General features: G+C 63.4%; 22 protein-coding genes, 1 pseudogene and 1 riboswitch. Of the genes and pseudogenes, 15 read left to right on the top strand and 8 right to left on the bottom strand.

Annotated elements, in window-relative coordinates:
- Window positions 1-9: 9 nt before the first annotated feature.
- From BLU17_RS15405 to BLU17_RS15375, 7 genes are read left to right on the top strand one after another with little or no spacing between them, the layout of a single operon-like run.
- Complete coding sequence (locus BLU17_RS15405) at window positions 10-2,139, top strand: hydantoinase/oxoprolinase family protein (protein ID WP_091997887.1); 2,130 nt, start codon at window positions 10-12, stop codon at window positions 2,137-2,139.
- A 14-nt stretch (window positions 2,140-2,153) separates the two neighbouring features.
- Window positions 2,154-4,400, top strand: coding sequence for a hydantoinase B/oxoprolinase family protein (locus BLU17_RS15400; protein WP_091997886.1), 2,247 nt, complete (start codon window positions 2,154-2,156; stop codon window positions 4,398-4,400).
- Entirely contained in the window at window positions 4,397-4,603 is a 207-nt protein-coding gene (locus tag BLU17_RS33170; protein ID WP_091997884.1) for a hypothetical protein, read from the top strand. The genes BLU17_RS15400 and BLU17_RS33170 overlap by 4 nt, the downstream gene beginning before the upstream one ends.
- A 13-nt stretch (window positions 4,604-4,616) precedes the next feature.
- Window positions 4,617-5,474 (top strand): hypothetical protein, encoded by an 858-nt coding sequence (locus BLU17_RS15390; RefSeq protein ID WP_091997883.1) that lies wholly within the window; start codon window positions 4,617-4,619, stop codon window positions 5,472-5,474.
- On the top strand, window positions 5,468-7,468 hold the full coding sequence (locus BLU17_RS15385; protein WP_091997880.1) for an acetoacetate--CoA ligase: 2,001 nt from the start codon (window positions 5,468-5,470) through the stop codon (window positions 7,466-7,468). Before BLU17_RS15390 ends, BLU17_RS15385 begins: the two co-directional genes overlap by 7 nt.
- Window positions 7,465-7,656 (top strand): hypothetical protein, encoded by a 192-nt coding sequence (locus BLU17_RS15380; RefSeq protein ID WP_091997878.1) that lies wholly within the window; start codon window positions 7,465-7,467, stop codon window positions 7,654-7,656. Before BLU17_RS15385 ends, BLU17_RS15380 begins: the two co-directional genes overlap by 4 nt.
- 54 nt (window positions 7,657-7,710) lie before the next feature.
- Window positions 7,711-10,353 (top strand): winged helix-turn-helix domain-containing protein, encoded by a 2,643-nt coding sequence (locus BLU17_RS15375; protein WP_091997876.1) that lies wholly within the window; start codon window positions 7,711-7,713, stop codon window positions 10,351-10,353.
- Window positions 10,354-10,480: 127 nt separating this feature from the next.
- On the opposite strand, the pseudogene BLU17_RS15370 reads toward BLU17_RS15375, so the two are convergent.
- Window positions 10,481-10,756 (bottom strand): annotated as a pseudogene (locus BLU17_RS15370) (acyl-CoA thioesterase); the annotation flags it as partial.
- On the opposite strand from BLU17_RS15370, the gene BLU17_RS32400 reads away from it, so the two are divergent.
- Genes BLU17_RS32400 through BLU17_RS15360 form a run of 3 tightly spaced genes read left to right on the top strand, consistent with a single transcriptional unit; the run spans window position 10,735 to window position 11,545 of the window.
- Window positions 10,735-10,881, top strand: a complete 147-nt coding sequence (locus tag BLU17_RS32400) for a hydantoinase B/oxoprolinase family protein (RefSeq protein WP_143189263.1) — start codon at window positions 10,735-10,737, stop codon at window positions 10,879-10,881. The pseudogene BLU17_RS15370 and the gene BLU17_RS32400 overlap by 22 nt on opposite strands.
- A gap of 42 nt (window positions 10,882-10,923) precedes the next feature.
- Complete coding sequence (locus BLU17_RS33510; RefSeq protein ID WP_218137017.1) at window positions 10,924-11,178, top strand: hypothetical protein; 255 nt, start codon at window positions 10,924-10,926, stop codon at window positions 11,176-11,178.
- 1 nt (window position 11,179) lies between these two features.
- Complete coding sequence (locus tag BLU17_RS15360) at window positions 11,180-11,545, top strand: glycosyltransferase (RefSeq protein WP_218137016.1); 366 nt, start codon at window positions 11,180-11,182, stop codon at window positions 11,543-11,545.
- Between the two features lie 39 nt (window positions 11,546-11,584).
- On the opposite strand, the gene BLU17_RS15355 is transcribed toward BLU17_RS15360, so the two are convergent.
- A complete protein-coding gene (locus BLU17_RS15355) occupies window positions 11,585-13,216 on the bottom strand; it encodes a GGDEF domain-containing protein (RefSeq protein ID WP_091997871.1) in 1,632 nt (543 codons plus the stop codon).
- A gap of 187 nt (window positions 13,217-13,403) precedes the next feature.
- Between BLU17_RS15355 and BLU17_RS32395 the strand changes: the two genes are divergently transcribed.
- Window positions 13,404-13,589 (top strand): hypothetical protein, encoded by a 186-nt coding sequence (locus BLU17_RS32395; RefSeq protein WP_143189262.1) that lies wholly within the window; start codon window positions 13,404-13,406, stop codon window positions 13,587-13,589.
- Window positions 13,590-14,131: 542 nt separating this feature from the next.
- Here BLU17_RS32395 and BLU17_RS34545 read toward each other — a convergent pair.
- A complete protein-coding gene (locus BLU17_RS34545) occupies window positions 14,132-14,497 on the bottom strand; it encodes a DUF3331 domain-containing protein (protein ID WP_425434094.1) in 366 nt (121 codons plus the stop codon).
- A gap of 43 nt (window positions 14,498-14,540) precedes the next feature.
- Here BLU17_RS34545 and BLU17_RS34255 point away from each other — a divergent pair, with 43 nt between their 5' ends.
- A complete protein-coding gene (locus BLU17_RS34255) occupies window positions 14,541-14,675 on the top strand; it encodes a hypothetical protein (protein ID WP_281247827.1) in 135 nt (44 codons plus the stop codon).
- A 52-nt stretch (window positions 14,676-14,727) separates the two neighbouring features.
- Here BLU17_RS34255 and BLU17_RS15345 read toward each other — a convergent pair whose 3' ends face one another.
- Both BLU17_RS15345 and BLU17_RS15340 read right to left on the bottom strand, forming a co-directional pair.
- Window positions 14,728-15,684, bottom strand: coding sequence for a LysR family transcriptional regulator (locus tag BLU17_RS15345; protein WP_091997867.1), 957 nt, complete (start codon window positions 15,682-15,684; stop codon window positions 14,728-14,730).
- Between the two features lie 340 nt (window positions 15,685-16,024).
- Complete coding sequence (locus BLU17_RS15340) at window positions 16,025-17,614, bottom strand: sensor domain-containing diguanylate cyclase (protein ID WP_091997865.1); 1,590 nt, start codon at window positions 17,612-17,614, stop codon at window positions 16,025-16,027.
- Window positions 17,615-18,132: 518 nt separating this feature from the next.
- On the opposite strand from BLU17_RS15340, the gene BLU17_RS15335 reads away from it, so the two are divergent.
- On the top strand, window positions 18,133-20,277 hold the full coding sequence (locus BLU17_RS15335) for an EAL domain-containing protein (RefSeq protein WP_091997863.1): 2,145 nt from the start codon (window positions 18,133-18,135) through the stop codon (window positions 20,275-20,277).
- A 117-nt stretch (window positions 20,278-20,394) separates the two neighbouring features.
- On the opposite strand, the gene BLU17_RS15330 is transcribed toward BLU17_RS15335, so the two are convergent.
- From BLU17_RS15330 to BLU17_RS15320, 3 genes are all read right to left on the bottom strand, one after another.
- Window positions 20,395-21,519 carry a hypothetical protein gene (locus BLU17_RS15330; protein ID WP_143189261.1) on the bottom strand — a complete coding sequence of 375 codons (1,125 nt, stop codon included), beginning with the start codon at window positions 21,517-21,519 and terminating at the stop codon, window positions 20,395-20,397.
- 269 nt (window positions 21,520-21,788) lie between these two features.
- The gene (locus tag BLU17_RS15325; RefSeq protein WP_176929107.1) at window positions 21,789-22,706 is read right to left on the bottom strand and encodes an NAD-dependent epimerase/dehydratase family protein; all 918 of its coding nucleotides are present in this window, start codon (window positions 22,704-22,706) and stop codon (window positions 21,789-21,791) included.
- A 55-nt stretch (window positions 22,707-22,761) separates the two neighbouring features.
- A complete protein-coding gene (locus BLU17_RS15320) occupies window positions 22,762-23,529 on the bottom strand; it encodes an SDR family NAD(P)-dependent oxidoreductase (protein ID WP_218137015.1) in 768 nt (255 codons plus the stop codon).
- Window positions 23,530-23,815: 286 nt separating this feature from the next.
- Window positions 23,816-23,928, top strand: a riboswitch (guanidine-I (ykkC/yxkD leader).
- 57 nt (window positions 23,929-23,985) lie between these two features.
- Between BLU17_RS15320 and BLU17_RS15315 the strand changes: the two genes are divergently transcribed.
- On the top strand, window positions 23,986-24,990 hold the full coding sequence (locus BLU17_RS15315; RefSeq protein WP_091997857.1) for an ABC transporter substrate-binding protein: 1,005 nt from the start codon (window positions 23,986-23,988) through the stop codon (window positions 24,988-24,990).
- A gap of 5 nt (window positions 24,991-24,995) precedes the next feature.
- Window positions 24,996-26,006: a fatty acid desaturase family protein gene (locus BLU17_RS15310; RefSeq protein WP_091997855.1), complete on the top strand. Its 1,011-nt coding sequence runs from the start codon at window positions 24,996-24,998 to the stop codon at window positions 26,004-26,006.
- Window positions 26,007-26,048 lie beyond the last annotated feature (42 nt).

The raw sequence follows: 26,048 nt of genomic DNA, 5'->3' as shown, positions 1-26,048 counted from the left end.
GAATCAACGATGAAACGTGTTTCCGTCGATATTGGCGGCACCTTCACGGATTGCTTCGTGGCCTGGGGCGATCAGTGTGTCGAAGGCAAATCGCTCACCACGCATCACAATCTCGCGGTCGGCTTCAACGACTCGCTCGCGGACGCGTGCCGCCAGCTTGAACTAACGCCGACGCAGTTGCTGTCGGAAGTCGATTCGGTGCGCTACGCGACGACGCTCGGCACGAACGCGCTGATCGAGCGCAAGGGCCCGCGGGTCGGCCTGCTCGTCACCACGGGCTTCAAGCACACGGTTCCGCTGTCGCGTGCGCGCGGCTACGGCGAAGGGCTGTCCGAGCACGAGCAGATGGACATTCCGAACGCTGCGCGGCCGGAACCGCTCGTCGCGATTCCGCTGATCCGCGAGGTGCGCGAGCGCATCGACTACGCGGGCCACGTGTTCTGGACGCTCGACGAGGACGACGTGCGTCTGCGTATTCGCGAACTCGTCGACGCCGGCGCACAGGCGCTTGTCGTGATGTTCACGAACAGCGTGGTGAATCCGGTGCACGAACTCCGTGTGCGGGAAATCTTTCTCGAGGAATACCCGGCGCACATGCTCGGCGCGATTCCGATGCTGCTGTCGCATCAGGTCGTCGGGCGCAAGGGCGAGTATTCGCGCGCGACGTCGTCGATCATCGACGCGTTCCTGCATCAGATCATGTACCACGGCCTCGGTACGCTGGAGCTGAACCTGCGCCAGCAAGGCTACGCGAAGCCGATGCTCGTCAATCACAACTCGGGCGGGATGGCGCAGCTCAACTCGACCGACGCGCTGCAGACCGTGCACTCGGGTCCGGTATCGGGGATCGCCGCGAGCGAATACCTGGCGGCGGCCGCGGAGCTCGGCAACGTCGTCGCGACCGACATGGGCGGGACGAGCTTCGACATCGGCATCGTCGTGCAGGGCGGCCAGAAGTTCTACGATTTCAACCCGGTGATCGACCGCTGGCTCGTCAGCGTGCCGATGGTGCATCTGGTCGCGCTCGGCGCGGGCGGCGGCTCGATCGCGCGCTACGAGCGGATGTACAAGACCGTCGAGATCGGCCCGCAGTCGGCCGGGTCCGATCCGGGGCCCGCCTGCTACGACCGCGGCGGCCAGCATCCGACCGTCACTGATGCCGACCTGCTGCTCGGCTATCTCGATCCGAAGAACTATGCGAACGGCCGCATTCCGCTGAATCCGCGCCGCGCGCGGCAGGCGATGCAGGACGATCTGTGCGACGAGCTCGACCTCGACGTGATCGAAACCGCGAAGCTCATCAAGAAGCAGGTTGACGCGTCGATGGCGAACGGCATCGCGACCGAGCTGCGTACGCGCGGCTACGAGCCGAAGGACTTCACCGTGCTCGCCTACGGCGGCAACGGGCCGCTGCACGCGTGCGGGATCGCATCGGCGCTCGGCATCACCCGCGTACTGGCGCCGCCGTATTCGTCGACGTTCTCGGCATGCGGCGCGGGCACGGTGAACCAGATGCATATCCACGAGATGAACACGTGGACCGTGCTGTTCAACCCGAACACGAAGTCGTTCTTCATGGATTTCGACGCCTTCAACCAGGGCGTCGAGGAACTCGAGCGGCGCGGCCGCGAGGATCTCGAGCGGCAGGGAATGGACCCGTCGCAGATTCGCTACCGGCTCGAACTCGACATGCGCTACGGCAACCAGCGCGTGCAGACGGCGGTGGTCACGCCGATCTCGCGCCTGAAGACGCAGCGCGACGTGCTGACGCTGATGGAACTGTTCCATGAGAGCTATGGCTCGCGCTTCGGCGAAGGCTCGCAGAGCCCGGAAACCGGCGTGCGGATCAACACGCTGCGCGTGTGTGCCTATGTCGAGCAGCCGTCGGTGCAGTTCGCGAAGCTGACGGTCAGCGACAACCCGCTGCCGCCGCCGGAGCCGGTCGGTTATCGCGAATGCCACTTCGTCGGGCACGAGGGACCGCTTCGCACCGCTGTCTACGATGACCGCGCGCGCGCCGGGCGTACGCAGATCGAGGGACCCGCCGTCATCACCACGCGCGCCACCACCTATCTCGTCGAGCCGGGCTGGATCTATCAGGCGACGGCCCAGGGCGGCGCGTGGTTCCTGCGCAAGTAAGCAAGGAGTTCGACATGCAAAACGAAATCAATGCAGAAGATCGGGCGCTGCTCGACAAGTTCATCGCCGACAACACGCTGTTCCTCGGGCCGGACCCCGAGATCATGCGCAATCACAGCATCATGCCGCGCTCGAAGGCGGAGAGCGAAGTGCTGGAACGCGGCGTCGATCCTCACCAGGTCCACCATGTGCGCGGGCTCATCAACTCGGCGCTGTCCGAAGCGTTCACGATGGTGAACCAGATGGGCGCGGCGCCGGGCGCGAAGTGGGGCGACCTCGTGACCGCGATCTACACCGCGCAGGGCGACCTGTCGATGATCGCGCCGCACGGGATCATCGCATTTGCCGCGTGCTGCTTCTACCCGATCCGCTTCATCATCAAGAACTGGACGGACGATCCGACGGTCGGCGTGAAGGACGGCGACGGCTTCATCCACAACGACGCGCGCTACGGCGGCATCCACAACACCGACCAGTCGATGATGATGCCGCTCTTCTACAAGGGCGAGCTCGTCTGCTGGCTGTCGTCGACGATCCACGAGGGCGAGAACGGTTCGACCGAGCCGGGCGGGATGCCCGCGAAGGCCGAGAGCAAGTACGACGAAGGCATCAAGATGCCGCCGTTCAAGATCGTTGAGAACTTCGAGCTGAAGCGCGACCTCGTCACGTTCCTGCAGAACTCGGTGCGCGATCCGCGCCTGCAGCTCGAGGACATGAAGGTGAAGCTGCACGCGGTGCTGCGGTTGCGCGAGCGGATCATCGCGCTGCTCGACCAGTACGGCCGGGACGCGCTGATCGGCACGCTGCGTTCGCACCTCGAAGACGTCGAAACGGAAATGCGCCGGCGCATCCGCGAATTGCCCGACGGCACGACGCGCGTGCTGCAGTTCATGGATTCGAGCCTGCGCGAGAACGCGATGCAGAAGATCGCCTGCGCGATCACCGTGAAGGGCGACCGGATGATCATGGACTTCCGCGGCTCCGCACCACAGTTCCTGAACCGCTCGGTGAACACGAATATCGCGTCGTTCAAGGCCTCGCTGTGCACGGGGTTGCTGCAGAACATCTGGCCTGACCTGCCGCATACGATGGCGGTGCTGTCGCCGATCGAGATCATCACCGATCGCAACTCGATCCTCGACGCCGAGGGGGAGATGCCGCAGGCGATGAGCCTGATGCCGCTGTTCAAGGGCTGCGTCGTGTGGACGGTCCCGATGAACAAGCTCAGCTATAGCCTGCCGCATCGCTACTCGGCGGTCATCGCATCGCAGTACGACCAGGCGGCGACATTCATCTACGGCGGCATTACGCAGCACGGCGACGTGACCGGCAATTTCTGCGCGGACATCAACGGCAACGGGCAGGGCGCGCGCAGTCACGCGGACGGCGAGCATTCGATCTCGCCCGTGTTCGGCTTCATGTGCGACACCGGCGAGCACGAGATCGCGGAGGAGGACACGCCGATCGTCCGCCTCGGCGCGCAGCGGCTCGCGAAGGACCGGATCGGCTGGGGCAAGTATCGCGGCGGGATGGGCTACGAACAGATCGCCACTGCGCGCGGGTCGGGCCTGTGGGGCTTCATGACCGGCTGCGAGGGCTCGAAGTTTCCGTCCGCGCAGGGGCTGTTCGGCGGCTACTCGTGCCCGAGCTATCAGCTGATGAAGATCAAGGGCATCAACATCTTCAAGGTGCTCGAAGAAAATCCGAAGGCCGTCGAGGCGTTCGACATCGTGGATCTGATGAACACACGTCCGATTCCGGGCGCGAAGTACAGCAGCCACGACATGGGGATGACGTTCGAGATCTGCAACGAAGGCGAGATCTACATGATTTGCCAGGGCTCGGGCGGCGGCTACGGCGACGTGCTCGAACGCGATCCGGAACTCGTGATGAAGGATTTGCGCGAGGATCTGATGTCGCACGAGAACGCGCGCGACCTTTACAGGGTCGTCTATGACGAGGCAACGCTGGTCGTCGACGTCGAGGCGACCGCCGACGCGCGGGCGGCCGAGCGGCTCGCGCGCATTGCGCGCGGCAAGCCGTTCGACGCGTTCTGCGACGAATGGGTGACGCCGGAGCCGCCAGCATCGCTGCCGTACTTCGGCAGCTGGAACAACCCCGCCGAGATCTATGCGACGACGCTGGGCCAGCGCGTCAAGATGCCGGCCGACCAGATCCAGGGGGCGTTCATGCTCGATCCGAAGGACGTGCGGATCGCGGAACTCGAAGCGCGTCTCGCCGCGCAGGGGGCGCAAGCATGAACCGGCTCGACGGCCGCTGCGCGGTTGCCGCCGGCGCACATGTGCCGCTGACCGACATCTGTCGGGACGAAGGCGAAGCGCGCGCGGCAGCGCTGCGCGCCGACGGACGCGACGCGCGCGCGATCGTTTTTTTCGTCCCGGACGATTCTTCTTGCATGACCGGTGCCGATCTCGTGATCGACGGCGGCAACACGGCATGTTGAACAGGGAGGCATCATGGCGCGATTGATCGAAGCAAATCGCACTCGCCGGCTGCTCTGGCTCGACCACGACAGCTACAGCGCGCCGCTTCTGACTGGCGGCGGCCCGCCTTGGCTCGACAGTGCCAGATGTGTGGCGTGGACGCGCCAGGCGCACGGCCTGCTGGGGTCCGACGTTCTCACGCTGCCGCTTGCCGACGTTGCGGCCGCCTGGCTGGCGGCCGACCCGGCGCTCGGAGCAGCGATGGCGGAGAAGACCCGGCGTGCGCATCTGCCGCTGAAGGCGTGCCTCGCGAGCACGGCGCTGCGTGAGCACGCGGCTGCGCTCGCGCTCGCGCTGCGCGCCGCGTTGCCCGACGCGATCTTCGCGCTGGCGCTGCCGTCCCCGCGCGACTGGGCCGCCGAGGCGCTCGCGCTCGCGGGGGGCGCGCCCGATATCGAAGTCGACGAAGACGCCGCCGATGCGGCCGCGTCCAGCATCGCGGATTTCCTGCGGCTCTACGCGACAGCCGGCGTCGATGTCTTGCTGCTGCGCGAATCGCATGCATGGAACGCCGGGGACGCCGCGTCGTGGCTCGAACTCTATCAGCCGGTGGTGAATGTCGCGCGGCACTATGGCTGGGATTGGGGCATCCGGTTGCCAGCGGCAGCCGAATTTCCGGAGGGTCTCGAACCGGACTTCGCGATTGCACCCTCCGCGTGCGGCCGGGGGCCGGCCGGGCTCGTCGTGCCGGAGGCGTTCTGGCAGCGAGACGAACTGTCGACGCCTGCCGGACAGAATACGTTCGACGTTGGCGACATTCCCCCTGGGGCTCGTCCGGAGACGGTTCTCGAACGGCTCGCCACATTGCGTGAAAGGAGGCTGAAGTGGTAAACGAAGGCGAACTGCTGTGGAAACCGGACGAAACGTTCACACGGAACTCCAATCTCGCGCGTTACATGGACTGGCTCGCGCGAGACCGCGATCTCGTGTTCGAGAACTACGAAGCGCTGTGGCACTGGTCGGTCCGCGAGCCCGACGCGTTCTGGTCGTCGATCTGGACGTGGCATGACGTGCAGCACGACGGCTCGGCGTTGCGCGTGACCGACGGCGCGCCGATGCCGCATACGCGCTGGTTTCCCGACGCCCGCGTGAACTACGCCGAGCACGTGCTGCGTAACGCGGCGCACGCGGACCCCACGCTTGCGGCGTTCCAGTCCGCGAGCGAAACGCGGCCGCTTCGAACCCTGACGATGGTCGATCTCGCGAGCCAGGTGCGACGCTTAGCGACGCGCTTGCGCGAACTCGGCGTGCGACCGGGCGACCGCGTCGTCGCGTATCTGCCGAACGTGCCCGAGTGCGCGGTCGCGATGCTCGCCGCCACCAGCATCGGTGCGGTATGGTCGTCGGCCGCGATCGACTTCGGCGTGCGCACCGTCGTCGATCGCTTCCAGCAAATCGCACCGAAAGTGCTGATCGCAGCCGACGGCTATACGTTCGGCGGCAAGCGCTTCGAGCGCAAGAACGAGGTGTTCCAGATCGCGCAGGCGCTCCCGTCGCTACAGGCGCTCGTCTGGCTGCCGAACATCGTCGACGGGTTGCCCGCCGATGTGCCGCCGCTGCCGTGCCCCGTTTATGCGTGGGACACGCTGATGTCCGGCCCCGAAATACCCGCCGAAGCGTTTCGCTTCGAGCGCGTGGGCGCCGATCATCCGCTGTGGATCGTGTTCTCGTCGGGGACGACGGGTCTGCCGAAGGCGATCGTGCATAGTCACATTGGCGTGCTGATCGAGCATCTGAAGCTGATGGATCTGCATATGGATCTGCACGCCGGCGACGTGATGTTCTTCTACAGCACGACCGGCTGGATGATGTGGAATCTGCTTGTCGCGGCGCTGCTGACCGGGGCGTCGGCGGTGCTCTACGACGGCAGCCCGATGCACGGCGGCCCCGAATGCCTGTGGAAGCTCGCGGCCGACGCGGGCGCGACCTGCTTCGGCGGCAGCCCGACTTTCGTGCAGATGATGGAGAAGGCCGGCATCGAGCCCGGCCGGCAGTTCGACCTGTCGCGGTTGAGGAGCGTGCTGCTGAGCGGTGCGCCGAGCACGCCGGAGACGTTCGCGTGGTTTTATCGCTGCGTGAAGGCCGATCTTTGGGTCACGTCGCAATCGGGCGGCACCGAGCTGTGCAGCGGGCTTGTCGGCGCGGTGCCGCTGCTGCCCGTCCATGCTGGCGAGATCCAGGCGTGCATGCTGGGCATGGCGGTCGACGTCTGGAACGATGCGGGCGAGCCCGTCATCGACGAGGTCGGCGAGCTGGTCGTCACGCAACCGGTGCCGTCGATGCCGATCTTCTTCTGGAACGACGAAGGCGGCGTGCGCTACCGCGAGTCCTACTTCGAACATTTCCCCGGTGTCTGGCGGCACGGCGACTTCATGCGCCTGACGCCGCACGGCGGCTGCTACATCTATGGCCGCGCGGACTCGACGCTGAACCGCTATGGCGTGCGGATCGGCTCGGCGGAGATCTATCGTGTCGTCGAGGAGGTCGAGGCCGTGGCCGACAGTCTGGTCGTCTGCTGCGAGCTGCCTGGCGGCGGGTTTTTCATGCCGCTGTTCCTGCGTTTGCGCGACGGCGTGAAGCTCGACGACGCATTGCGCGCGCGCATCGCCGAGCGGCTGCGTACGCTGTGCAGTCCGCGCCACGTGCCGGACGTGATGGTCGAAATGGAGCAGATTCCGTACACGCTCACGGGCAAAAAGATGGAAGTGCCGGTGCGCAAGATTCTGATGGGCCGCTCGCTCGAGCAGGCGGCGAGTCGCGATGCGATGGCAAATCCGGCCGCACTCGACGCGTACGTCGCGTTCGCCGGCAAGGTGCCGCGATGACGGCGGGGTTCCCGCCGGGCGCGCCGACGCCCGATAGCGGCGAGGATGTAGCGCAGTACGACGCGGGCTGCCTGCGTCCGTTCTGCTGCAATCCGTTCGCGGCGTTTTCGGCATTTTCGCGCGTCGGCGGCTGGACGCCGCCGCTGCCGGGCGCGAACGCGGACCAGGGCGCGCCCGGCGATGCTTGAAGCGACCTTGCGATTGAGGCACGATGCCTTGTCTTCCACGCGAACCGAACGATCGTGACTGCTTCCCGAAACGCGGCGCCACGCAGGCCGCGCCGTTACGGCGCGGACCTGCGCGAACACAAGTTCTTCCCGCCCGTCGCCCGTCGCGGCGCGATCGTCCGGCGCGCGCTGCTCGACCGCGTGACGGGGCTCGGCGTTCCGCATATCGTGATCCTGCAGGCGCCGCTCGGCAGCGGGAAATCGACGTTGCTGCAGCAGATCATGGAGGCCGGGCGCGCGAAGCGCTGGACGATGGGGTGGCTGGCGCTCGACGAGAACGACAACGATCCGCGCCGCTTCGAAGCCTATTTCATCTCGCTGATCGCGCAGATGGTCGCGGAGGCCGGCGTTGTCGCGATCGGGCAGTCGGCTCGCACGACCGACAACATGCTCGACTGGGTGCTCGACCAGATCGCGCGGATCGACGGGCCGATCGGAATCTGCATCGACGATTTCCAGTGGATCCACGAACCGGCGATCCTGCATTTCTTCCGCGATCTGCTGGATGCGCTGCCCGGGCGCTGCCGCGTCTATATCGGGTCGCGCAATCTGCCTGACGTCGGCGTGAGCGTGCTGCAGGTCGCCGAGGAGGCGCTCGTGCTGCGCATGGAGGACCTGCGTTTCTCGTCGGCCGAAGCAGCCGTGTTCCTCGCCGACGCCGCCGACACGATCGACGCCGAGACGGAGGCGTTCATTCAGTCGCGCACCGAGGGCTGGCCGGCGGGCCTGCAACTGTTCAAGCTGGCGCTCGCGCGCGACGAGATCCCGCACGCGCTCGACGAGATGCGCGACTGCACGCCGCTCGAACTGGTCCGATACCTGTCGGAGAACACGCTGGCGCTGCAGCCGCCCGACGTGCAGACGTTCCTGTTGAAGACCTCGCAACTGCGGCGCCTCAACGGGGCGCTCTGCGAGGAAGTGACGGGGTTCGCGCGCGCGGACGCGGTGCTGCAGCAGCTCGAGCGGGACGGACTGTTCGTCGAGGCGCTCGACGGGAGCCCGGGGTGGTATCGCTATCACGGCCTGTTCGCGCGATTCCTGTCCGAGCGGCTGGCGCGTGCCGATGCGGAGTGCGTGATCGACGTGCATCGCCGCGCCGCGCACTGGTATGTGCGCCACGGCGTCCCCGAAGAGGCGATGTTTCATGCGGTCGAGGCCCGCGAACACGCACTCGCGATCACGACGCTGGACGACTGGGCGTCGCGGCTCGTCGAAAGCGCCGAGCTGGTGACGGTCGCGTACTGGTTCGACCGGCTGCCGTTGCAGCAGGTGCTCGGCTGCCGGAGCCTCGCGGTGAAGATCGCATGGGCGCTGGTGTTCCTGCGGCGCGGCGGGCCGACGCATCCGCTGCTGTCGTATCTCGCCGATACGCGCGACGGGCACGATGCCGATGTCGTGCTCGCGATGGCGATGCTGTTCAAGAACGATCTGCGCGACGCCAGGCGGCTCGCCGACGTGCCCGCGCTGCATCAGCCCGCATCCGGACTGTTCGAGGCGTTCGAGCTAGGCGCGGCGGCCAACCTGCTCGCGTTCAGCGCGATGGCGGCGTGGGACGAGGAGCAGGCCCACCACCTGCTCGTGCTCGCGAACAGCCACAACGACCACGCGCAGGCGGCCTTCAGCCACGGCTACACGCTTGCGCTGCGCTGCATCCTGCAAGTGGTCGGCGCGCAGCCGCGGCTGGCCGTCGATGCACCGCACGCGACCCGCGGCACGCGGCGCGACGCCGGCAGTCCGTACGTGAACCGCGGCATGTCGGCTGCGGCGCTGGCCGCGTCGCGCATCTGGGCCTGCTACGAGGCCGACCGGCTCGACACCGTGGAGCGGCTCGCCGCGCAGTTCGAGGAAGACATCGCGCTGGCGGCGGTGCCGGAGTTCATTGCGCTGTCGATGGTGTCGATCGCGCGCGTTCATGTTGCGCGCGGCCGGATGATTCAGGCGCGCGACGTGCTCGACACGCTCGAGCGCCTGAGCTTTCAGAATCGATGGCCGGTCGTACGCGAGATGATTGCGTGGGAGCGGCTGTATCTGGCAGGACGCAACGGCGAGACGACGCGCATCGACGCGTTGCTGTCGCAGGTGGCGAACGACGCGGCGCCGCCCGATCCGGGATGGATTCAGGTGACGGAGATGCTGAGCGGCCCGTTGCTTGGGCGCATTCGTCTTGCCTTGCTGCAGCATCGGCTCGACCGGGCGTCCGCGTTGCTGAAGTCGGCGTTGGGCATCGTGCCGGTGCGGCCGCTGCTGTCGGTCAAGCTGCAGGTATTACACGCGCTGGTGCAGCATCGGCAAGGGCACACGCGGCTCGCGCTGCGCACGTTGCAAGGTGCGCAGGACGCCGCACGGGCGGGCGGCTGCATGCGCGCGCTGCTCGACGAAGGCGGCGAGCTGGTGGCGCTGCTCGAGCCAGCGACCGGGCCGGGCGCGGCGCCGCATGCGCCGGCGAGCGTGCAGAAAGCCGCATGGTCGAGCCTGCTGTCGCAGCGCGAGCACGAAATTCTGCGGCTGCTTTGCAGCGGCGTGTCCAACCGCGAGATCTCGGAGAAACTGTTTCTGTCCGAGAATACGGTGAAGTTCCACCTGAAGAATCTGTACCTGAAGCTGGATGTCAGGAATCGTGCCCAGGCGATTCTCAAGGCGCAGTCGGACGCGCAGTGACGCGGGAGGCAGTTCGACAGCCGGTGTGGTGGGAATCCACCGTTCCAGTGGGTCAAGGTGCGAATGAAATTGCCGGGAGCGAGCTGATTGGGGCGTCTTTCCGGTTGCGGCTTCCGTTTCGTATGCGCTAGCTCTCGTCGTTGACTTCGGGGAGCTTGCGCGGCGCGCGGTCCGCACCCGTCGCGACGAACGTCAGCGTGGCTTCCGTGACTTTCACGATCACCTCGTTGAGCCCCATCCGCTGCGCGAACACTTCGACGTTCACGGTGACGGACGGATTGCCCTCGCGGACGATCCGCGCATAGAAGCTCAGCAGATCGCCGATGAAGACCGGCTGCCGGAACGTGAACGAGTTGACCGCGACCGTGACGACCCGCCCGTTTGCGCGCTGGCTGGCGGGAACTCACGCAACGGTTCGAAAAGTACGGCGCGGACGGTTTCGCGCGACTCGTCGATGCGCTGCACGACTACGCGGACCGCGTGACGCGCCAGGCGATTCGCGCGATGCGGGACGGCGAATACCGCTAAGAGGACTTTATCGACGGGCTCGACGGCTCGCCCTCGCTGAACGTGCTTTCGCGTGACGGCGCGTCGAAGCTGCTGCCGAGCATGCCGGGTTCGGTCACCGCCTTGATACGCGGCGACGCGGTGTGCCGCATCGCGGCGGGCGGCGCGGGTTACGGCCATCCGTGGGAGCGCGACGCGCAGGCCGTGCTGGACGACGTGCTCGACGAGCGGATCTCGGAACGGATTTACGCTGGCGCTCATCTTCGCTGTCTTTTGGAGCTGTCTGTCGTTCTATCTTGCTCATCCATGGCTTCATGAGATGACTGTATTGCTTGGGGCAGTCGCGGCAAATCTGATCCTGTTCGGCATAGCGATTCTGCCTGGAGGCATGAATGCCTTCCTGATGGCAAGTCTTTTGATGGATCGGCGGCCGCCGTTTTGTAGCGTCGGCGACCAGTTGCCCGGTTTGACCATACTGGTAGCGGCGTACAACGAAGAAGCCTGTATTGCACAGACAATCGAAAGCATCGCAAAGCAGGAATACGGTGGTCCGCTGCAGGTCATCGTAGTCAACGACGGATCCACCGATGGAACGGCGAGTGAGTTGAGGTGGCTCTGGAAACGACGAATAATCACGCCGCCGGTTTCACCGGCGGCGGCGATAGCTATCGATACACGAGCGTAACGGGTCGCCTGCTCATTCCTTTTAATTGATCCTGACCCATCATCGTTGGCCGGCGCCTTCTGCTGGCGTGGACGGCACCGTTCTGGCGGAGGTCGCCGTATTCGTGTGCGCGTCATCGCATGCTTCGGCCACGGGTTGATCCGCGGGGCGGCTCGCGTCACCCGGGACGGGCACCGGGTCGCCAGTCGCGGCGGCGCACACCTTGTTGCGGCCAAGCCCTTTGGCTTTGTACACCGCGTCGTCTGCCGCTTTCACCAAGGTGCAGACGTCCGTGATGCCAGGAACGCCGGTGGTCGAAACTCCGATACTCGCGGTCACGAAGCCAAAAATGCTCATAACGTGTTCAATGTGCAATTCATGAATTGCGCGGCGCACTTTTTCCGCGATTGACAGCGCGCTGGCGCTACCGGTTTCCGGCAGGACCACGACAAATTCTTCTCCGCCGTAACGCGCCACATGGTCTCCCGGTCTCGTGACGGAAGCCAATATGCAGGTCGCCACGGCCTTCAGTGTTTCGTCGCCAGCCTGATGCCCGTAGTAGTCGTTGTAGGCCTTGAAGTTGTCGATGTCGATAAAGAGAAGCGAAAGCGGCTGACCGTTGCGCTTACCCCGCCGCCACTCGGACGCCGTGACCGTGTCGAGCGTGCCGCGATTGTCCAGACCGGTCAGCGCGTCGTGCTGTGCCATTCGCTTCAGTTCACTTTCGGCGCGCTGGCGTCGGCGCAATTCCCTGACGAGCAACCGGATTCCCGTGGCCTTGATCGCGGTGAACACGAGCATGAGGGCAGCAAACCACCTCGTGCGTGCCCACCAGTCGGCGAAGATCTCATCCGTCGTGGGCGCGACGTCGACAACGATTGGCAATCCTGGAAGGTGCCTGTAGACGTAGAGGCGGCGGACTCCATCCGTACTGGCGGTGCCCACGAAGGCGCCTCGCGACCCGAGCATGGCCTGTTTGTACACCGACGTGTGCGTGAGGCTTCTGCCGATCATGGCAGGATCATACGGAAGTCTGGTGATCAGCGTGCCATCCGTCTCGAAGACTGCGACGGTGCCGCCGGGACCCAGGGACAAGCCGTCAAGGAGATCGCGAAAATAGTCAATGTTGAGCCGGCCAACCACGGTTCCCGCCGATGTGCCGTCCGCGCGCGTGACCCGGCGGCTAAGCGCGATTACCGAAGTGTTATGAGCCGACGCAGAGAGATAAGGGCGGCTGATGTGGAGTCCTGCATCGGTCAAGCTCGAAGGAACCGCGAGCGAATTCCGGTCGGTCCGTTCGCTTGCCTGCGCGTCGTCCGATCGAACGAGGAGTTCCCCGTTGGGCCCGAGGACCGAGATTGGCCCGAGATAACGTGCGGTGGCAGCCCTGTCGAACAGAACCTGCTGACGCAGCCTTGGCGGAAGGGACATCACGCCTGGATCTGCTGCTCCCTCAGCGACAGCCCGGAGAGAAAGATCGTAGAGTTCGATGCTGCGCTGTATGTCCCGCTCGAGCACCAGTGTGAGGTTGCTGGCATTCTGAACTGCGCGATCATAAGCGTCGGCGCGCGATGCCAGCAGCATGGCCACGCCGATTCCGGCAGTGCCCAGCCACAGCATGGCACTGCAAAGGACCACTCCTCCGGGAGTCGCTAAGGCTCTCGCCGCCGCCGAGCAGACCCGGCGTGCCATCGCAAACACCTGTCCTGCAGGAACCGCATGCGCTTTCAACAGCGCGGCGCCATTTCGCGACTTATATGATTCCGACCTCAACTGCTTCCCCGTTCGCATTCATACGGGCGGTTCAACGCCCTTTTATATATGCATATATGCTGCATGCTTATACGGTATGAGGTGATCGAGGGCTGCAATTGGATCCATGTCAAAAATTCTCACCGGCCAGTTGACGCTGCGACAACACTTCGCACCATGCCTCTCCCTGGTGCGTTCGGCGGGCGCGGGTGTGCTGTCCCACTACGATAATGGCCCACTGATCGAGCGCATTGCCGATGGTGTTGGCCATATGCCGCCGGGAAGGGTCGCTTTGCACCAGGATCGGCAGTAGCGAGTCCTGCCGAATGTGCTGGCAGCGGCAAATTCGTGAGTGGTGAAGCAGCAACTGACGCCGGCAGTAGTGATTGAGACTGCACGGGGAGTCGCATCGGTTGCGTGCAGGCGCGAACTTCACAACGGCGCGTCATCGCGTGGGCACTGATATGCGGATGAAAAACAGTTGCGCAGCGATCGTGGGATCGCCGGTGATTATCCGAATCAGTATTTGTTGCGGTGAGTCGCCGGGTTCAGCGCGACTGTTTACCAGTCGTGACCGCTGCCTGGAAAGGCAATCGAGACTCGCGCTGGTGAGGCGATAGCCAGGTGGAAGCCGCACGGGCATTCCACAGAAGCGCTTTCGGCGACCGTCCGCTTTTCCACCTTGAAGCTTGAACGTCAGGATGGATCGCAGCGCTCTCCGCTGCGAGCGGCCGACTGACATGCATCAGGCGGCCGCCTGGGCGGGCATAGACAATGATTCTTATTGCACAGGCGCGCCCGCACTGGTCGCTGCGGCCAGACTACAGTGCCCCATGCCCCGTGCCGGGCACTGCTTCAGGCAGGCTCGCTCACGCATACCATTGAAGCAAGCACGACCCAGTCCGCATTGGCGGGGGCATGACCCCTGACCCACGGACGGTACACGGCATCTCCCCGTCGGATCGGGGCGCCGCTCAACGCGCACACCGCGCGGCAACGCGCTTTCGTCAACTTCCATAACTGCGCGCCGTAACGCCCCGACGTCGCATCGCACCAGCAGACCGACAATAGCGATTCCGAATGCCGTTCCACGATTTCCATATGCGCCGCGCTCGACTGCCGGGGCGGCCGGCTTCCATGAGAACGTCGAGCCTGATGTCGGCAGGGTGCAGCCAGCGCCCTTGCGTTCACGAGCTCGGCAGGCGGTGTCTGCGCCAGCATGGCAAGCGTGTATTGCCATGCGTCATTTTCGATGATATTCGCCATGATTTTTACTCTCGGCGCGGCAGTTCGCTTTTTCCTGCGATACAGCTTCGATCAGATAAGCGGCAAGCTGAAAAAGCGTTCTATAGCCGAATACGATGGGGTATTAGGGGATGACCAGATCGGACTGGCGTGACTCATGCCCACATGTGAGATCGCTTCGCAGAGCACCCGTAGACCATCTGACCTCATGCGCAAAGTCCGACTTGCTCGGGAGACGCGTTCTGGGCAAGCGCGGTTTTATCGGCTTCCACGACTGTGCGCAAATACGTCACCATGAATTCCAGCCACGTTCGCACCTTGGCGTCTATGAAACGGCGTGACGCAAGCATCGCGTAGACGTTCGTGACGTTGACCCTGTAGCCGGGCAAGACGTGTATCAGTTCGCCGCGCTGCAACCCTTGCACGGCGGTGGAAAGTGGCAGTGCACCGATGCCCATGCCATTCAGTGTTGCGTTCAGCAATATGGACGCGCAGTTCGTTTGTAACATGCTGCTCGCGCGCATTTGAAAGCGCTCGTTTCCGTCATCGAGGGTCCACTCGCGAGAATGACAGCCGACCATGTCAAGCGCCAGGCATTCATGGTTCGCGAGATCGTCAGGGCGCAATGGCAGGCGCTTTCCTTTTAGATAGCCTGGAGCAGCACAAAGTACGTTGAATGTTGTCGTGAGGTGGCGCGCAACTTGCTCGGAGTCGGGCAGGCTCGTTGCGTTGATGAGCGCGATGTCCGCTTCTCCCCGATATAGATCCGGAATGCCATTGGTCAGGGTCAGGGCGATCGATACGGCAGGGTGCCGATTTCGATATTTTCGGATTCCTTCAAATATACGAAGGTGCGAGATTTCCTCAGACATTGTCACGCGCAGTTCGCCAGCCGCCAGCTCCTGCGAATTCCTGGCTTCGCGTTCCGCTTCGTCCATGGCAGCGAGGATGCGCAGCGCGTGGTGCCGGTAACGTTCGCCCGATGGGGTCAACGTCACGACACGCGTCGAGCGATTGAACAGTCGAATGGACAAACGGCTTTCCAGTTCTGAGACAGCTCGAGAAATGGCGCCGGTTGTCAGATTAAGCGCGCGTGCGGTTGCAGTGAAGCTGCGCTGCTCTGCAACCAGCGTAAAGATGCGCATATTCTGTAGTGTGTCCATACATAAATTTCCTCCAGAACCTTGAACAGCGCTGCGGGGTCGTCGGTAAATCGTGTGGAACCCGGCCGTCGGATCACTCCAGAATGGCCGTTTGCAAAGCGGTTTCAGTTTCACACTGAAATCACGGCAATGATTGATGTGTATCAGTCGCGAGCGATCGGATAGCCGTGCGACTTCATTTGAGTCGCAGCAGCCATCTGATGGTGTAAGTTGGCACGCTTTTTCGCAGCGGCCCTATGAAGCGAAACGTTGAATGCGCGGGCCGGGAGCGGCCCGTGTCACACAGCGTCATTCCAGTGACCAAGCGGGATGCCGGAATCCTTTCGGATGACAGACGTTTTCATGGATGAGCTTGGTCTCCCGGCTCCGTGTTTTTAATGTGCTCATCGGCATTGAGTCCGTTTGATGCCGTGTGCCAGCAAACGCGGTTTCTTCCGGTCGACTTTGCATCATATGTGGCCATGTCCGCGGCCTTGATCAAGGCGGCTTCGTCGACTGTGTCGGGCTCTCCCGACGAAGCGGCCCCGATGCTGATGGTGACCCTGCCATACTGGCTCTTGACGTGCTTGATATCGAGTTCGTAAATCGCCAGGCGGATTTCCTCGGCGATCAAGACGGCACTCCCCGCATCGGTTTCCGGTAAAACCACCACGAACTCTTCTCCACCGTATCGCGCCACGTGATCGCCAGGGCGGAATACGCGCGATGCAATCCGGCTGGCGACGCGCTTGATGACATAGTCGCCGGCCTGGTGGCCGTAGTGGTCGTTGTATGCCTTGAAATTGTCGATGTCGATGAACAGCAGCGACAGCGGCGTGCCGTTTCGTTTTGCCCGAAGAAATTCGCGGCGCGATACCTCATCGAAGGTTCCACGGTTTTCCAGTCCCGTCAGCGCATCGCGACGCGCCATTCTCTGCAGTTGGGCTCGGGCCACTTGACGGCGTCGTAGTTCGCTCATGAGCGACCATGCGCCCGCAGCGAGGGCCACCGTGAAAAGTGCCATCAGCAATGCGACCCACGAAGCGCGCCAGCGCCAGCCTGCGTAGACCTCACTCAGTGCCGGTGCAACACCGACCACAAACGGCAGGCCGTGAATGTGCCTGTAGACATATAGTCGGCGCACACCGTCGATGGTGGCCGTGCCGACAAAGGAGCCTGCCCCGTCTTTCATGAACCGTACGAACACCGGCGAGTGACTGAAGTCCTTGCCCACGTCATTCCGGTTGTAGGGAAGCCGGGTGAGCAAGATCCCGTTTGTCTCGATCACGGCCATTCCGCCCTGCTTGCCCACGGACAGGCCATCAAGCAACTCGCGGAAATAGTCGATGCTCAGTCTTCCCACTACGACCCCGGCGAACTTGCCGTCGGGACTGGTAATTTGCCGGCCAAGTGCCAGGACTATTTTTCCTCCGGCGGTCCGGGAAGCGTAGGGCGCGCTGACGTACAAGCCTGCGTCGGTTTTTTCGGCCTGAGTGATGAACCATCGTACGTCCGGACGGTGGGTTCGGCGTATGGACGTTTCGATGGAGCACGCCTGCACCGTGCCATCGGGTCCGTACACGGTGATGGGGCCGAGGTACCTTGCCGTCGTGGGACGTTCGAAGAGAACCTGATTGCGCAATTCCTTCGGCAGTGACATGACGCTCGGGTTGGCCGCGCCTTCGGCTACGGCACGAAGGGAAAGGTCATACAATTCGACGCTGCGCACAATATCGCGCTCGAGCACGAGCGTGAGGTTCCGGCCAACCTGGATGGCCTGGTGATAGGCGTCTTCCCGTGACACCAGAAGCATCGCGATGCACAGACCTGCCGTGCCGAGCCACAGCAGGACCGCGCAGACCAGGACGCCCGCCGGATCAACCGCTGCGGCGCCGACCGCTAACAGCCAGCGACGGATCGTTGACGCCTTGAACCTCGATAGAACCCGCATGGCAACCACCCTGGAACGCCGTTTTAATTCGTTTTCCCGGTTGAAGCTGACCTGACTCCAAATCGAATTCTCTGGTCAGCGGACAACCACGATATCCATCTCATGTAAGGCGTCCGTTCTTGTTTTAAAAAAGCATAATTGGGATGATCTCGTACCGTAACCTTTCGAAAATAGGTATGTGATTCGCATCAAATTTGGGTCCCGTCATGGATGTCCGCTGGGGCCACTCTATCCAGCCATGCGCCAGTGTTCTAACGTGCATTGGTGTTGATATCGGACCATTCCGCATCAGGCACAGGACAACGTCCCATATGGATGTGACGCGCAGCATCTGCGCGTGAAAGCATGCAGCGGCGTCGCCGAGTACGGGGCGTATCGCATCGCCGATTCCGGCATTTGACCGATGTCAAGCCACCCATAGGCGCTTTCCACCAGACTGAATGCGAATGCCAGGTCCGAGGCGGTGATGCCTGCCAGGAAAACTTGAACACGAAAACGAACGGCGCGGCAAACGGCCCATGAACGAACTACATGCACCAAATAACCACGCTCCCGCGATCTCGCGCGAGCCGGATCATGCAACCGACACTGGATTTTCCGATCTTTATGGTCCGCGCGCTCGTAGCCTGATCGGCGCTGTCCACAATGTGCTCGAGCAGCGCATTCCTGACGTTATCGCGCTCTTTTACAGCCGGCTTGGGCGCCTCGACGTCGCAAGGCGACTGCTGGACATGCTGCCGGAAAGCGAGCTCAACCGGCTACATATGCAGCAGATCGAAAATCTGAAACTGCTCGCCAGTCCTGAATTGACCTACGAAGCACACTACGACAGGGCGATCAGGGTAGGGCGCACGCACGCCATTGTCGGACTCAGCCGGCAGGAACTGGTCCGCAGCCGTGGCGTTCTCTTCGGCGCGCTTCAGGATTGCATCGACGGATCGATCTGCCGCGAAGCGCTGTCCGTTTTGTCGCGTCGGCTGAACCGGGACCTCGCGTGTCAACTGGAAGCATACGAGGAACTTCAGGAGGCACGTCAACGCGTCGTACTCGAGGTGACTCAGTTGGCTTGGGCGGCACAGAGTTACTCCGAACTTATCCGGCGACTCGTCGGGATTCTGGGTTCACTGGAGGAAGTGGCGGCATGTGCCATCGGCCGGCCGGATCACATGGGCATTCTCCGGTTTGAGGCGGTATCGGGTGAGCGAATGGCCCGGTATCTCGCTGCGGGCGAGCAATCGAATTACTCAATTTCGATTCGCGAGGATGTGACAGGTCAAGGTCCGGCAGGACGTGGATGGCGGAGTGGCAAGCCTGAGCGCGTGCTGAACTTCCAGACGGATCCTTGTGCCGCAATATGGCGTGACGCAGCGCGTCGCGAGGGTTTTCGATCCAGTGTTTCCATACCGATTCGCGATCCAGGACACGATCCGCTGGCGATACTGTCCCTCTATAGCCCGTTTCCAGGAGGGTATAGCGGCGCTGGTCAGTGTCTTTTCGTTGACCTGCTCCAAACCGTGCTGGGCTTTGCGATTGCGCGAATCCAGGCAGCGGAAGGGGCTGCCCGCACGGTTCCGTTCGGCATCCGGCAAAGGTGGATCGCGCTGATGCGTTCGGATGGGCTCGAGATGTACTATCAGCCCATCATGGATCTGGCGAGCGGTTCGATCAACAAGGTCGAGGTATTGGCGCGGCTGCGCGATGGCGACCGGCTCGTCACGCCGGGCGAATTTCTGGGCGTACTGTCCGCCGACGACTATTTCACCCTCTATGTCCGCGGGCTCAAGCAAGCGCTCGGCCAGCGAAATCGCTGGCTGCAAGCGGGCTTTGACATAGGATTGAGCGTCAACCTCCCTACGGAGGCGCTGCAGGACAAGCGCTATTTTCAGGCGACACAGGACGCGCTGGAGGAATTCTCGTGCGCCGCCCGGCACCTGACGCTCGAGGTTCTGGAGACCGAGCGCGTGCCAACTGGCGCCGGGACACGCGACGAGTTCGGCAAGTTCAAGGATATGGGCGTCCTGCTGGCAGAGGACGACCTCGGCTCGGGACACAGCAGTCTCGCAAGGCTCAATGAGCTTCCATTCGACTTCGTCAAGATCGACCGCTCGATCGTTGGGTTTGCGAACCGTGGTGCCCTGGATCCGCTGCGTTTCGTCTATCAATTGACCCGCCTCGGTCATTCCCTCGGAATGTCGGTAGTCGCGGAAGGCGTTGAAGATGCCGCCCTTCTGCCGGCGCTGCAAATTCTTGGCGCCGACGCAGTGCAGGGATACGCAATCTCCCGCCCCATGCCCGCGGCGAATTTCACCACCTGGATGCAGGCGCGGAGCGGCACTCCAGCTACCGAATGCCTGTCGAACAGTTATGTGAAACTGGCAAAACTGATTCTCTGGGAAGAGCGGCTTGCACTGCAGGTGCGCGATCCCGCGAGTATTCAATGGCTAAGGAACGCGGATGCGAACCCGGACAGTGCTTCCCTGCCGGTCGACGAGCACGACGGTTCCGCGCGGGCCGGGACGCTAGCGGATGCCCAGGAGCCGCTCGGCCACCGACCTTTCGAGGCACAATGGCAACGCGATCTCGCACGTCTCGCGTTGAGGTGCGGCATGCAGAGTCCGGACTACCGAACGGCGCGTGACCGGATCGCTGCGGAATTCGCCTAGCTTCTTGTGACTCTTCATGTGTGAGAGGCCTGCAGGGGCCGGCAGACCGACACCTATCATGCGCTGTGGGGAGGGCGATCGATGACGATGCCTGCCTGGCTGTGCAGCTCTGCCAGCTTACTGTGATCGCAGTGAGTCATGGGTGGCGACCGGAACCAGCAGAACCTGATCGCTAAGCGGCGTGGTTTCCACGTGCTCGACCACGAAACCCGTGCGTGACGCAAGCGCCGCGAACTCCGCGCGACCACGCGGCACGAGCGCAAAACGATGCGCGGAAATAGATCGGCGTCTGGTCTCGTCGTCGCGCGTTACGGAGCCGGCGACCACGATTCTTTGGCCGTGAGCGGACTGGTACAGCGCGCGCAGGTTCGCGAGAATGGCCTCGTCCGTACCGTATTCGAACAGGCCGCCTTCCGAAGAAGCGGCGACGATGGCTCCGGACATCGTCGCATTCCGAAGGATTCCGGCAAGACGCCATGGCTCGTTCCAGTTGTACACGTAGTGGGCGAACGTTACGTCGAGCCCATCAAGCGCAGCACCTTGCGCACACAGCGCCCGCAAGGCATCGGCGCCGAACTGCGGACCGTCGCGGTCCATGTCCAGGACGCTGATCGTGATGCGTCGCGCCTTCAGCCCCCCCGGCCGCATCCGGTTCAGCAGAATCAGGGTATTGAGCGAATCGATCGCCGTGCCCCCGCCGATGTTGACCAGATGCAGGGGCACCGTGCCGGCAACGTCGAGATCCGATATTAACGACTGCGCCAGCAGGCAGGCGACCTGCTGTAGCCGCAATCGCATCGCCACGACATGGGGGGATGCCGCGAACTTGCGATCAATATCGCCATTGAAGGGCGGTGGCAGATTCTGTGGGCCGAGTTTTAGCAGATAGGTGCTCAGGCCGTCCAGAAAGCTGGCCTTGGGGTTCGCGACTGAGCGGAGCAGCGGAGCGCGCCGGGAAACGAATGCGAGCACCATGCGATTGATGAACGCAGGGACCCTCGCCCGACGGCGTTCGTTGGCTTCGTATGATGCGAAGAGCGCCGAAATTGCGCTGGAATCGGCGGGCAGGGCGAAGCGTGGATGGGTGATGTCTATGACGGGCAGGCGTTGGCCCTGCGATGTGCTCGCGTAGACTATCGGCTGTGTTGCGTGACGTATCGTCGTCGGGTCCATGGCCGGTATTTTGCACTTTTTCCACGCTTGTTGTTTTGTCCGGCGCGTGGTTTTTGCTTTTGCCTGCATGTCGACAAGAAATGCTTAGGTAACCGAAATTTGTAGAAAACAGCACCCAAACTTCTTCGCGAAGGCGTCCGGCTAAGCAAGCGCGATCTGCTCAAATCGGCGCGGTTCTGGCCGGTCATCGCGGTGCGAACGCGTCATCGCGACAACGCCGTGCCTGCGCGGATCGAGTACGACGAAACGCGATGCCATCAGGACGTAGAGAAACTGGCGATGGCGAGCGGCAAGCGTCGTATGACGACTCCGGGATTCGATCCCGCGCCGAGCGCGCGTTAGTAGGCGTGCGTAGATAACCACCGCGCGTACGAGTCGATCCCGTCCTCCAGGCTAACCTGCGGCACATACGCGAGTTCGCGTTTCGCGAGCGAGAGATCGAAAGGCGCATTACGATCGAGCACGTCGATGGTGCCAGGACCGATTTCGATTTCGGCAGCGGGAAAGCGCTTGCGCACCAGAGCGACCACCTCGGCGTAGGTGCGCTGGTCGCCGCCCGTGATGTTGATTGCGCGGCCCGCGGCATGGGGCGCGGCGAGCGCCAGCAGGCTTGCCCTCGCGACGTCCGTGACGTGGACGTACTGAAAGCGGTAGTCGGCGCCGGCCGGCTCGCGCGTCGGCCGGCCGTCAATCGCGTTGCGCAGCAGCGTGTGCAGGTAGCACTGCATGAATTGCCCGGGCCCATAGATCCAGCCGGGCCGCAACGACACGATCCGCATGCCGTAGAGGCGGCTATAGACCGCGGCCAGCTTCTCCGTGAAAACCTTCGTGGCGCCGTATGGCGTCGTGGGATCGAGCGGCGCGTCTTCCTGTGTCGCTTCGAGATGGTCGTTGTTGCCGTAGACGCATTCGGAGCTGAAGTTCACGACACGGTGCACCGACGTCAGACGCGCCGCTTCGAAAACGTTCGTTGTCCCTAGCGCGTTGGTCACAACCGTTTGATAGGGAATCTCGCGTGAAAAGAACGGATGCGAGATCGCCGCCGCATGAATGATCGCCTCGATCCCGAAGCGGTTGATCGTCTCCAGCAGATGGGGCAGATCGTTCAGATCGCCTTGCACATAGTGGATGCCGCTCGCCGTGTCAGTCGCGGCTGTGCGGCGGTCGTAGCTGACCGCGACGCGTCCGCGTTCCGCGATCGTCTGCATCAGCGTGCTGCCGAGAAAGCCGCAGCCGCCCGTCACGAGTATTGCCATGCCGTGTTCTCCTGTCCGTGTGGGTTGCGAGCGGGCCGTCATGCTGCGGCCGCGCTCAACCGTTCATCACGCCGCCGCCGTTCACGCCGACAATCTGTCCCGTCATGAAGCTGGCTGCGTCCGAGCTCAGGAACCGCACGACCTCGGCGATCTCGTCAGGCGTTCCCAGCCGCTTGAGCGGGTAACGTGCGGCTTCCGCCTCGACATAGCGATCGCCGAGCGCTTCGACCATCGGTGTGAGCACGCCGCCGGGCGCGACCGCGTTCACGCGCGCGCCATGCGGCGCAAGCTCGCGCGCGAGGCTTTTGGTGAACGCGATGATGCCGCCTTTCGCGGCGCTGTAATGGCTGAGGTTCTCGCAGCCGAGCTGGCCGAGGTCGGACGCGATATTGACGATGGCTCCGTGACGCTGCTGCTTCATCAAACGCGCGGCTTCGCGCGAGAAATGGAACGCACCGTAAAGATGCACCTTGATCATCCTGTCCCACGCGGCATCGGTGATCTCGGTCACCGGCGACTCCTGCAGGATGCCAGCATTGTTGACAAGCACGTCGAGCCATTCGATGCCTGCGAATAGCTGGCGCACGCACTCAGGGTCGGCCACGTCTCCCGCTGCAATCGTGCATCGCGCGCCCAGCGCTTCGATGTCTTCGCGCAGTTCGTATAGCGCGGCGCTGGAGGGCAGGTCGTTGACGATCACGTGGGCGCGCTCGCGTGCGAACGCGAGCGCGATCGCGCGGCCGATGCCGCTTCCCGCGCCCGTCACGAGGCACGTCATGGCGCTGTCGCGCGCCGGGTCGAACGATTCGGCTGGTTGCATCATCAACGGGAGATTTGAGGTTGCGATGCGGGCGATTCTAGGTCGGCCTTTTTTTGGCGACCAGCACTTGCGTGGGTCGCGCGTCGTGGTCACCACTGGCGCGTGCGTTGCCCCATCAAGAGCGCATGCTGCACCGCAATTGGGCGGCGACGCGCGATCGTGCATACGCGGCGTGCGAGGCCGATGAGCGGCTTTTCACGCACAAACCCCGTGCGCAAGGGTTTTCGACGAGCTGGCAAGCTTCATGCTTAGTACAAGGCGTCACGGGATGAGCGTTGAGTTCAGCTATTGACAGGAAAACTAGGGTTCCGGTCCGCGGGATGCACGAGGCGGATGACTGGTCCGAGAGTTTTCCGGCTCCAGCTTCAGGGGGCTCCACGGAGGGATAAAAGCCCGGGAGATGCGCAAGACAGCGCGCCTCCCGTGTCCATTTTCCCTTCATGATCAGGAGCCTCAGGTATGCCGTCCGGATTGAAAAAAGCGTTGCGCACGCTCTCTGTCGCCAGCACTCTAGTCGCTTCCGCACTGTTCGGTTCGCCGGCAGTCCACGCAGCCGAGCCGCTCAAGATCGGCACCGTCGTCTGGATCGGCTATGGGCCGTTCTACGTCGCCGAAGCGCTCGATCTCTACAAGAAGTACGGCCTCTCGGTCAAGCTCCAGTACTTCACCGATCCCGGCCTGCTGCCCGCCGCGCTGACCAGTCATTCGGTCAACGGCGTGATGCTCACCTACGATCAGGTCGTCGGCTCGGTCGCCAAGGGGCTCTCCGAAAAGGTCGTCATGCCCATCGACTTTTCCGCGGGCGCGGACGCGATCGTCGCTTCGGGAGACATCAAGTCGGTGGCGGACTTCAAGGGCAAGAAGGTCGCCTTCAACCCGCTCTCGCCGTCGGACTTCCTGCTTAGCTACGCGCTGCAAACGAGCGGGCTGAGCGACAAGGACATTCACTCGGTGAACATGACGCCCGAAGGCATTCCGGGTGCGATGCTTTCGGGCAGCCTGCCGGTCGGCGTGACCTACGAGCCGAATGTCTCGCAGATCGTCAACTCGGGCAAAGGCAAGTTCCATGTGGTCTATTCGTCGCGCAATGCGCCGGGCCTGATCGCCGACGTGCTGGTGTTCGACCAGTCGTTCATCGACGCACATCCGGCTGAAGTGAAGGGCATTCTGCAGGCCTACGCCGACGGCCTCGCCTACATGAAGAGCCACCCCGACGACGCCGACAAGATCATCGCGAAGGTGCTCGGCGTCACGCCCGCGGACGTCAAGGCGCAAATGGCCGGCGTGTACAACATTCCCGTCGCCGAAATGCCGCAGAGCTTCGTGAAGGGGCCGACCACGCGGTCCTACTACACGAGCGGCGCGGTGATCGGCAATCTTCTGCTCAAGAAAGGGCAGATCAGCGCGCTGCCGCCCACCGAGAAGACGATCGACGCGCAGTTCGTCAATCAGCTCGCGAGGTAAGCGCCATGGCCGCGATCTACCGTTATCGGGACGCGCTGGTGCCCAATAGCGCCGCCATCGCCTACGCGGTCGGCGGCTACGCGCTCGGCGTCGCGATGCTGTGCTCGCACGCCGCATGGGTCGCGGCCGCTGGCGTCGTGCTGCTGGCGCACGCGATGATCGTCAGCGCTTATCTGCTGCACGACGCCGCCCACCTGGCGATCTTCCGCACGCCTGAAGCCAACGCGCGTCTGGGCACGGTCATGGCGTGGCTGACCGGCGCCTGCTATGCGCCGTTCAGCGCGCTGCGCCACAAGCATATGCGCCATCACGTGGATCGCGCGGACATCGTGACGTTCGACGCGAAGGCGTTCCTGCTGAAGCTGCCCGCCTGCGTGCGGCGCGCCATCGTGCTGCTCGAATGGCTCTATGTGCCGGCGATCGAGCTCGTGATGCACGGCTACGTCATGGCCATGCCTTTCCTTCACGCGGACCAGCGCGCTCAGCGGCGGCGCGTCGTCGCGATCACGATGGTTCGCGTCGCGCTTTTCGGCGTGCTCGGCTGGGTGTCGCCGAAGGCCGTGCTCCTTTACCTGCTGGCGTGGCTCGTCTGCCTCACCGTCCTGCGCTTTGCGGACGCCTATCAGCACACGTATGACGCATTCGCCGTGCTCGAAGGCAACGCCGCGATCCCCGACGACAAGGTGCGCGACCGCGCCTACGAGCAGCGCAATACCTACTCGAACCTCGTTTCGGTACGTTATCCGGCGCTCAATCTGCTGTTGCTGAACTTCTCGTATCACAACGCGCATCACGACCGGCCCATCGAGCCGTGGTACCGGCTGCCGCGCGCGCATCGACAGCTCTATGGAGACGACGCCAGCCAGGTCATTCCGATGTCGCGACTGCTGCGCGGCTTTCACCGGCATCGCGTGACGCGCCTGCTCTCGGCCGACTATGGGTCGATGGATGTCACGCACAAGCAAATAGACGACTTCTACGGCGCGGTGGGCGTGTCGTTTCTCACCGCGGTCTGACAGGCGAGCGGCGCACGGCTCGCATGACGGCGCCGTGCCCCC

It is taken from the genome of Paraburkholderia lycopersici (assembly GCF_900096975.1).
Lineage (GTDB): Bacteria > Pseudomonadota > Gammaproteobacteria > Burkholderiales > Burkholderiaceae > Paraburkholderia > Paraburkholderia lycopersici.
This window is presented reverse-complemented; position numbering and strand designations above follow the sequence as displayed.

Coding starts and splice junctions, on each gene's coding strand:
- BLU17_RS15325 (WP_176929107.1), bottom strand. CDS start 22,706: ATGGCAATACTCGTGACGGGCGGCTGCGGCTTTCTCGGCAGCACGCTG.
- BLU17_RS15330 (WP_143189261.1), bottom strand. CDS start 21,519: ATGCAGGCAAAAGCAAAAACCACGCGCCGGACAAAACAACAAGCGTGG.
- BLU17_RS15400 (WP_091997886.1), top strand. CDS start 2,154: ATGCAAAACGAAATCAATGCAGAAGATCGGGCGCTGCTCGACAAGTTC.
- BLU17_RS15390 (WP_091997883.1), top strand. CDS start 4,617: ATGGCGCGATTGATCGAAGCAAATCGCACTCGCCGGCTGCTCTGGCTC.
- BLU17_RS15335 (WP_091997863.1), top strand. CDS start 18,133: ATGAACGAACTACATGCACCAAATAACCACGCTCCCGCGATCTCGCGC.
- BLU17_RS15340 (WP_091997865.1), bottom strand. CDS start 17,614: ATGCGGGTTCTATCGAGGTTCAAGGCGTCAACGATCCGTCGCTGGCTG.
- BLU17_RS15355 (WP_091997871.1), bottom strand. CDS start 13,216: ATGGCACGCCGGGTCTGCTCGGCGGCGGCGAGAGCCTTAGCGACTCCC.
- BLU17_RS15405 (WP_091997887.1), top strand. CDS start 10: ATGAAACGTGTTTCCGTCGATATTGGCGGCACCTTCACGGATTGCTTC.
- BLU17_RS15360 (WP_218137016.1), top strand. CDS start 11,180: ATGACTGTATTGCTTGGGGCAGTCGCGGCAAATCTGATCCTGTTCGGC.
- BLU17_RS32395 (WP_143189262.1), top strand. CDS start 13,404: ATGTCAAAAATTCTCACCGGCCAGTTGACGCTGCGACAACACTTCGCA.
- BLU17_RS15320 (WP_218137015.1), bottom strand. CDS start 23,529: ATGATGCAACCAGCCGAATCGTTCGACCCGGCGCGCGACAGCGCCATG.
- BLU17_RS15380 (WP_091997878.1), top strand. CDS start 7,465: ATGACGGCGGGGTTCCCGCCGGGCGCGCCGACGCCCGATAGCGGCGAG.
- BLU17_RS33170 (WP_091997884.1), top strand. CDS start 4,397: ATGAACCGGCTCGACGGCCGCTGCGCGGTTGCCGCCGGCGCACATGTG.
- BLU17_RS15310 (WP_091997855.1), top strand. CDS start 24,996: ATGGCCGCGATCTACCGTTATCGGGACGCGCTGGTGCCCAATAGCGCC.
- BLU17_RS34255 (WP_281247827.1), top strand. CDS start 14,541: ATGATTTTTACTCTCGGCGCGGCAGTTCGCTTTTTCCTGCGATACAGC.
- BLU17_RS34545 (WP_425434094.1), bottom strand. CDS start 14,497: ATGCTGGCGCAGACACCGCCTGCCGAGCTCGTGAACGCAAGGGCGCTG.
- BLU17_RS15315 (WP_091997857.1), top strand. CDS start 23,986: ATGCCGTCCGGATTGAAAAAAGCGTTGCGCACGCTCTCTGTCGCCAGC.
- BLU17_RS15345 (WP_091997867.1), bottom strand. CDS start 15,684: ATGGACACACTACAGAATATGCGCATCTTTACGCTGGTTGCAGAGCAG.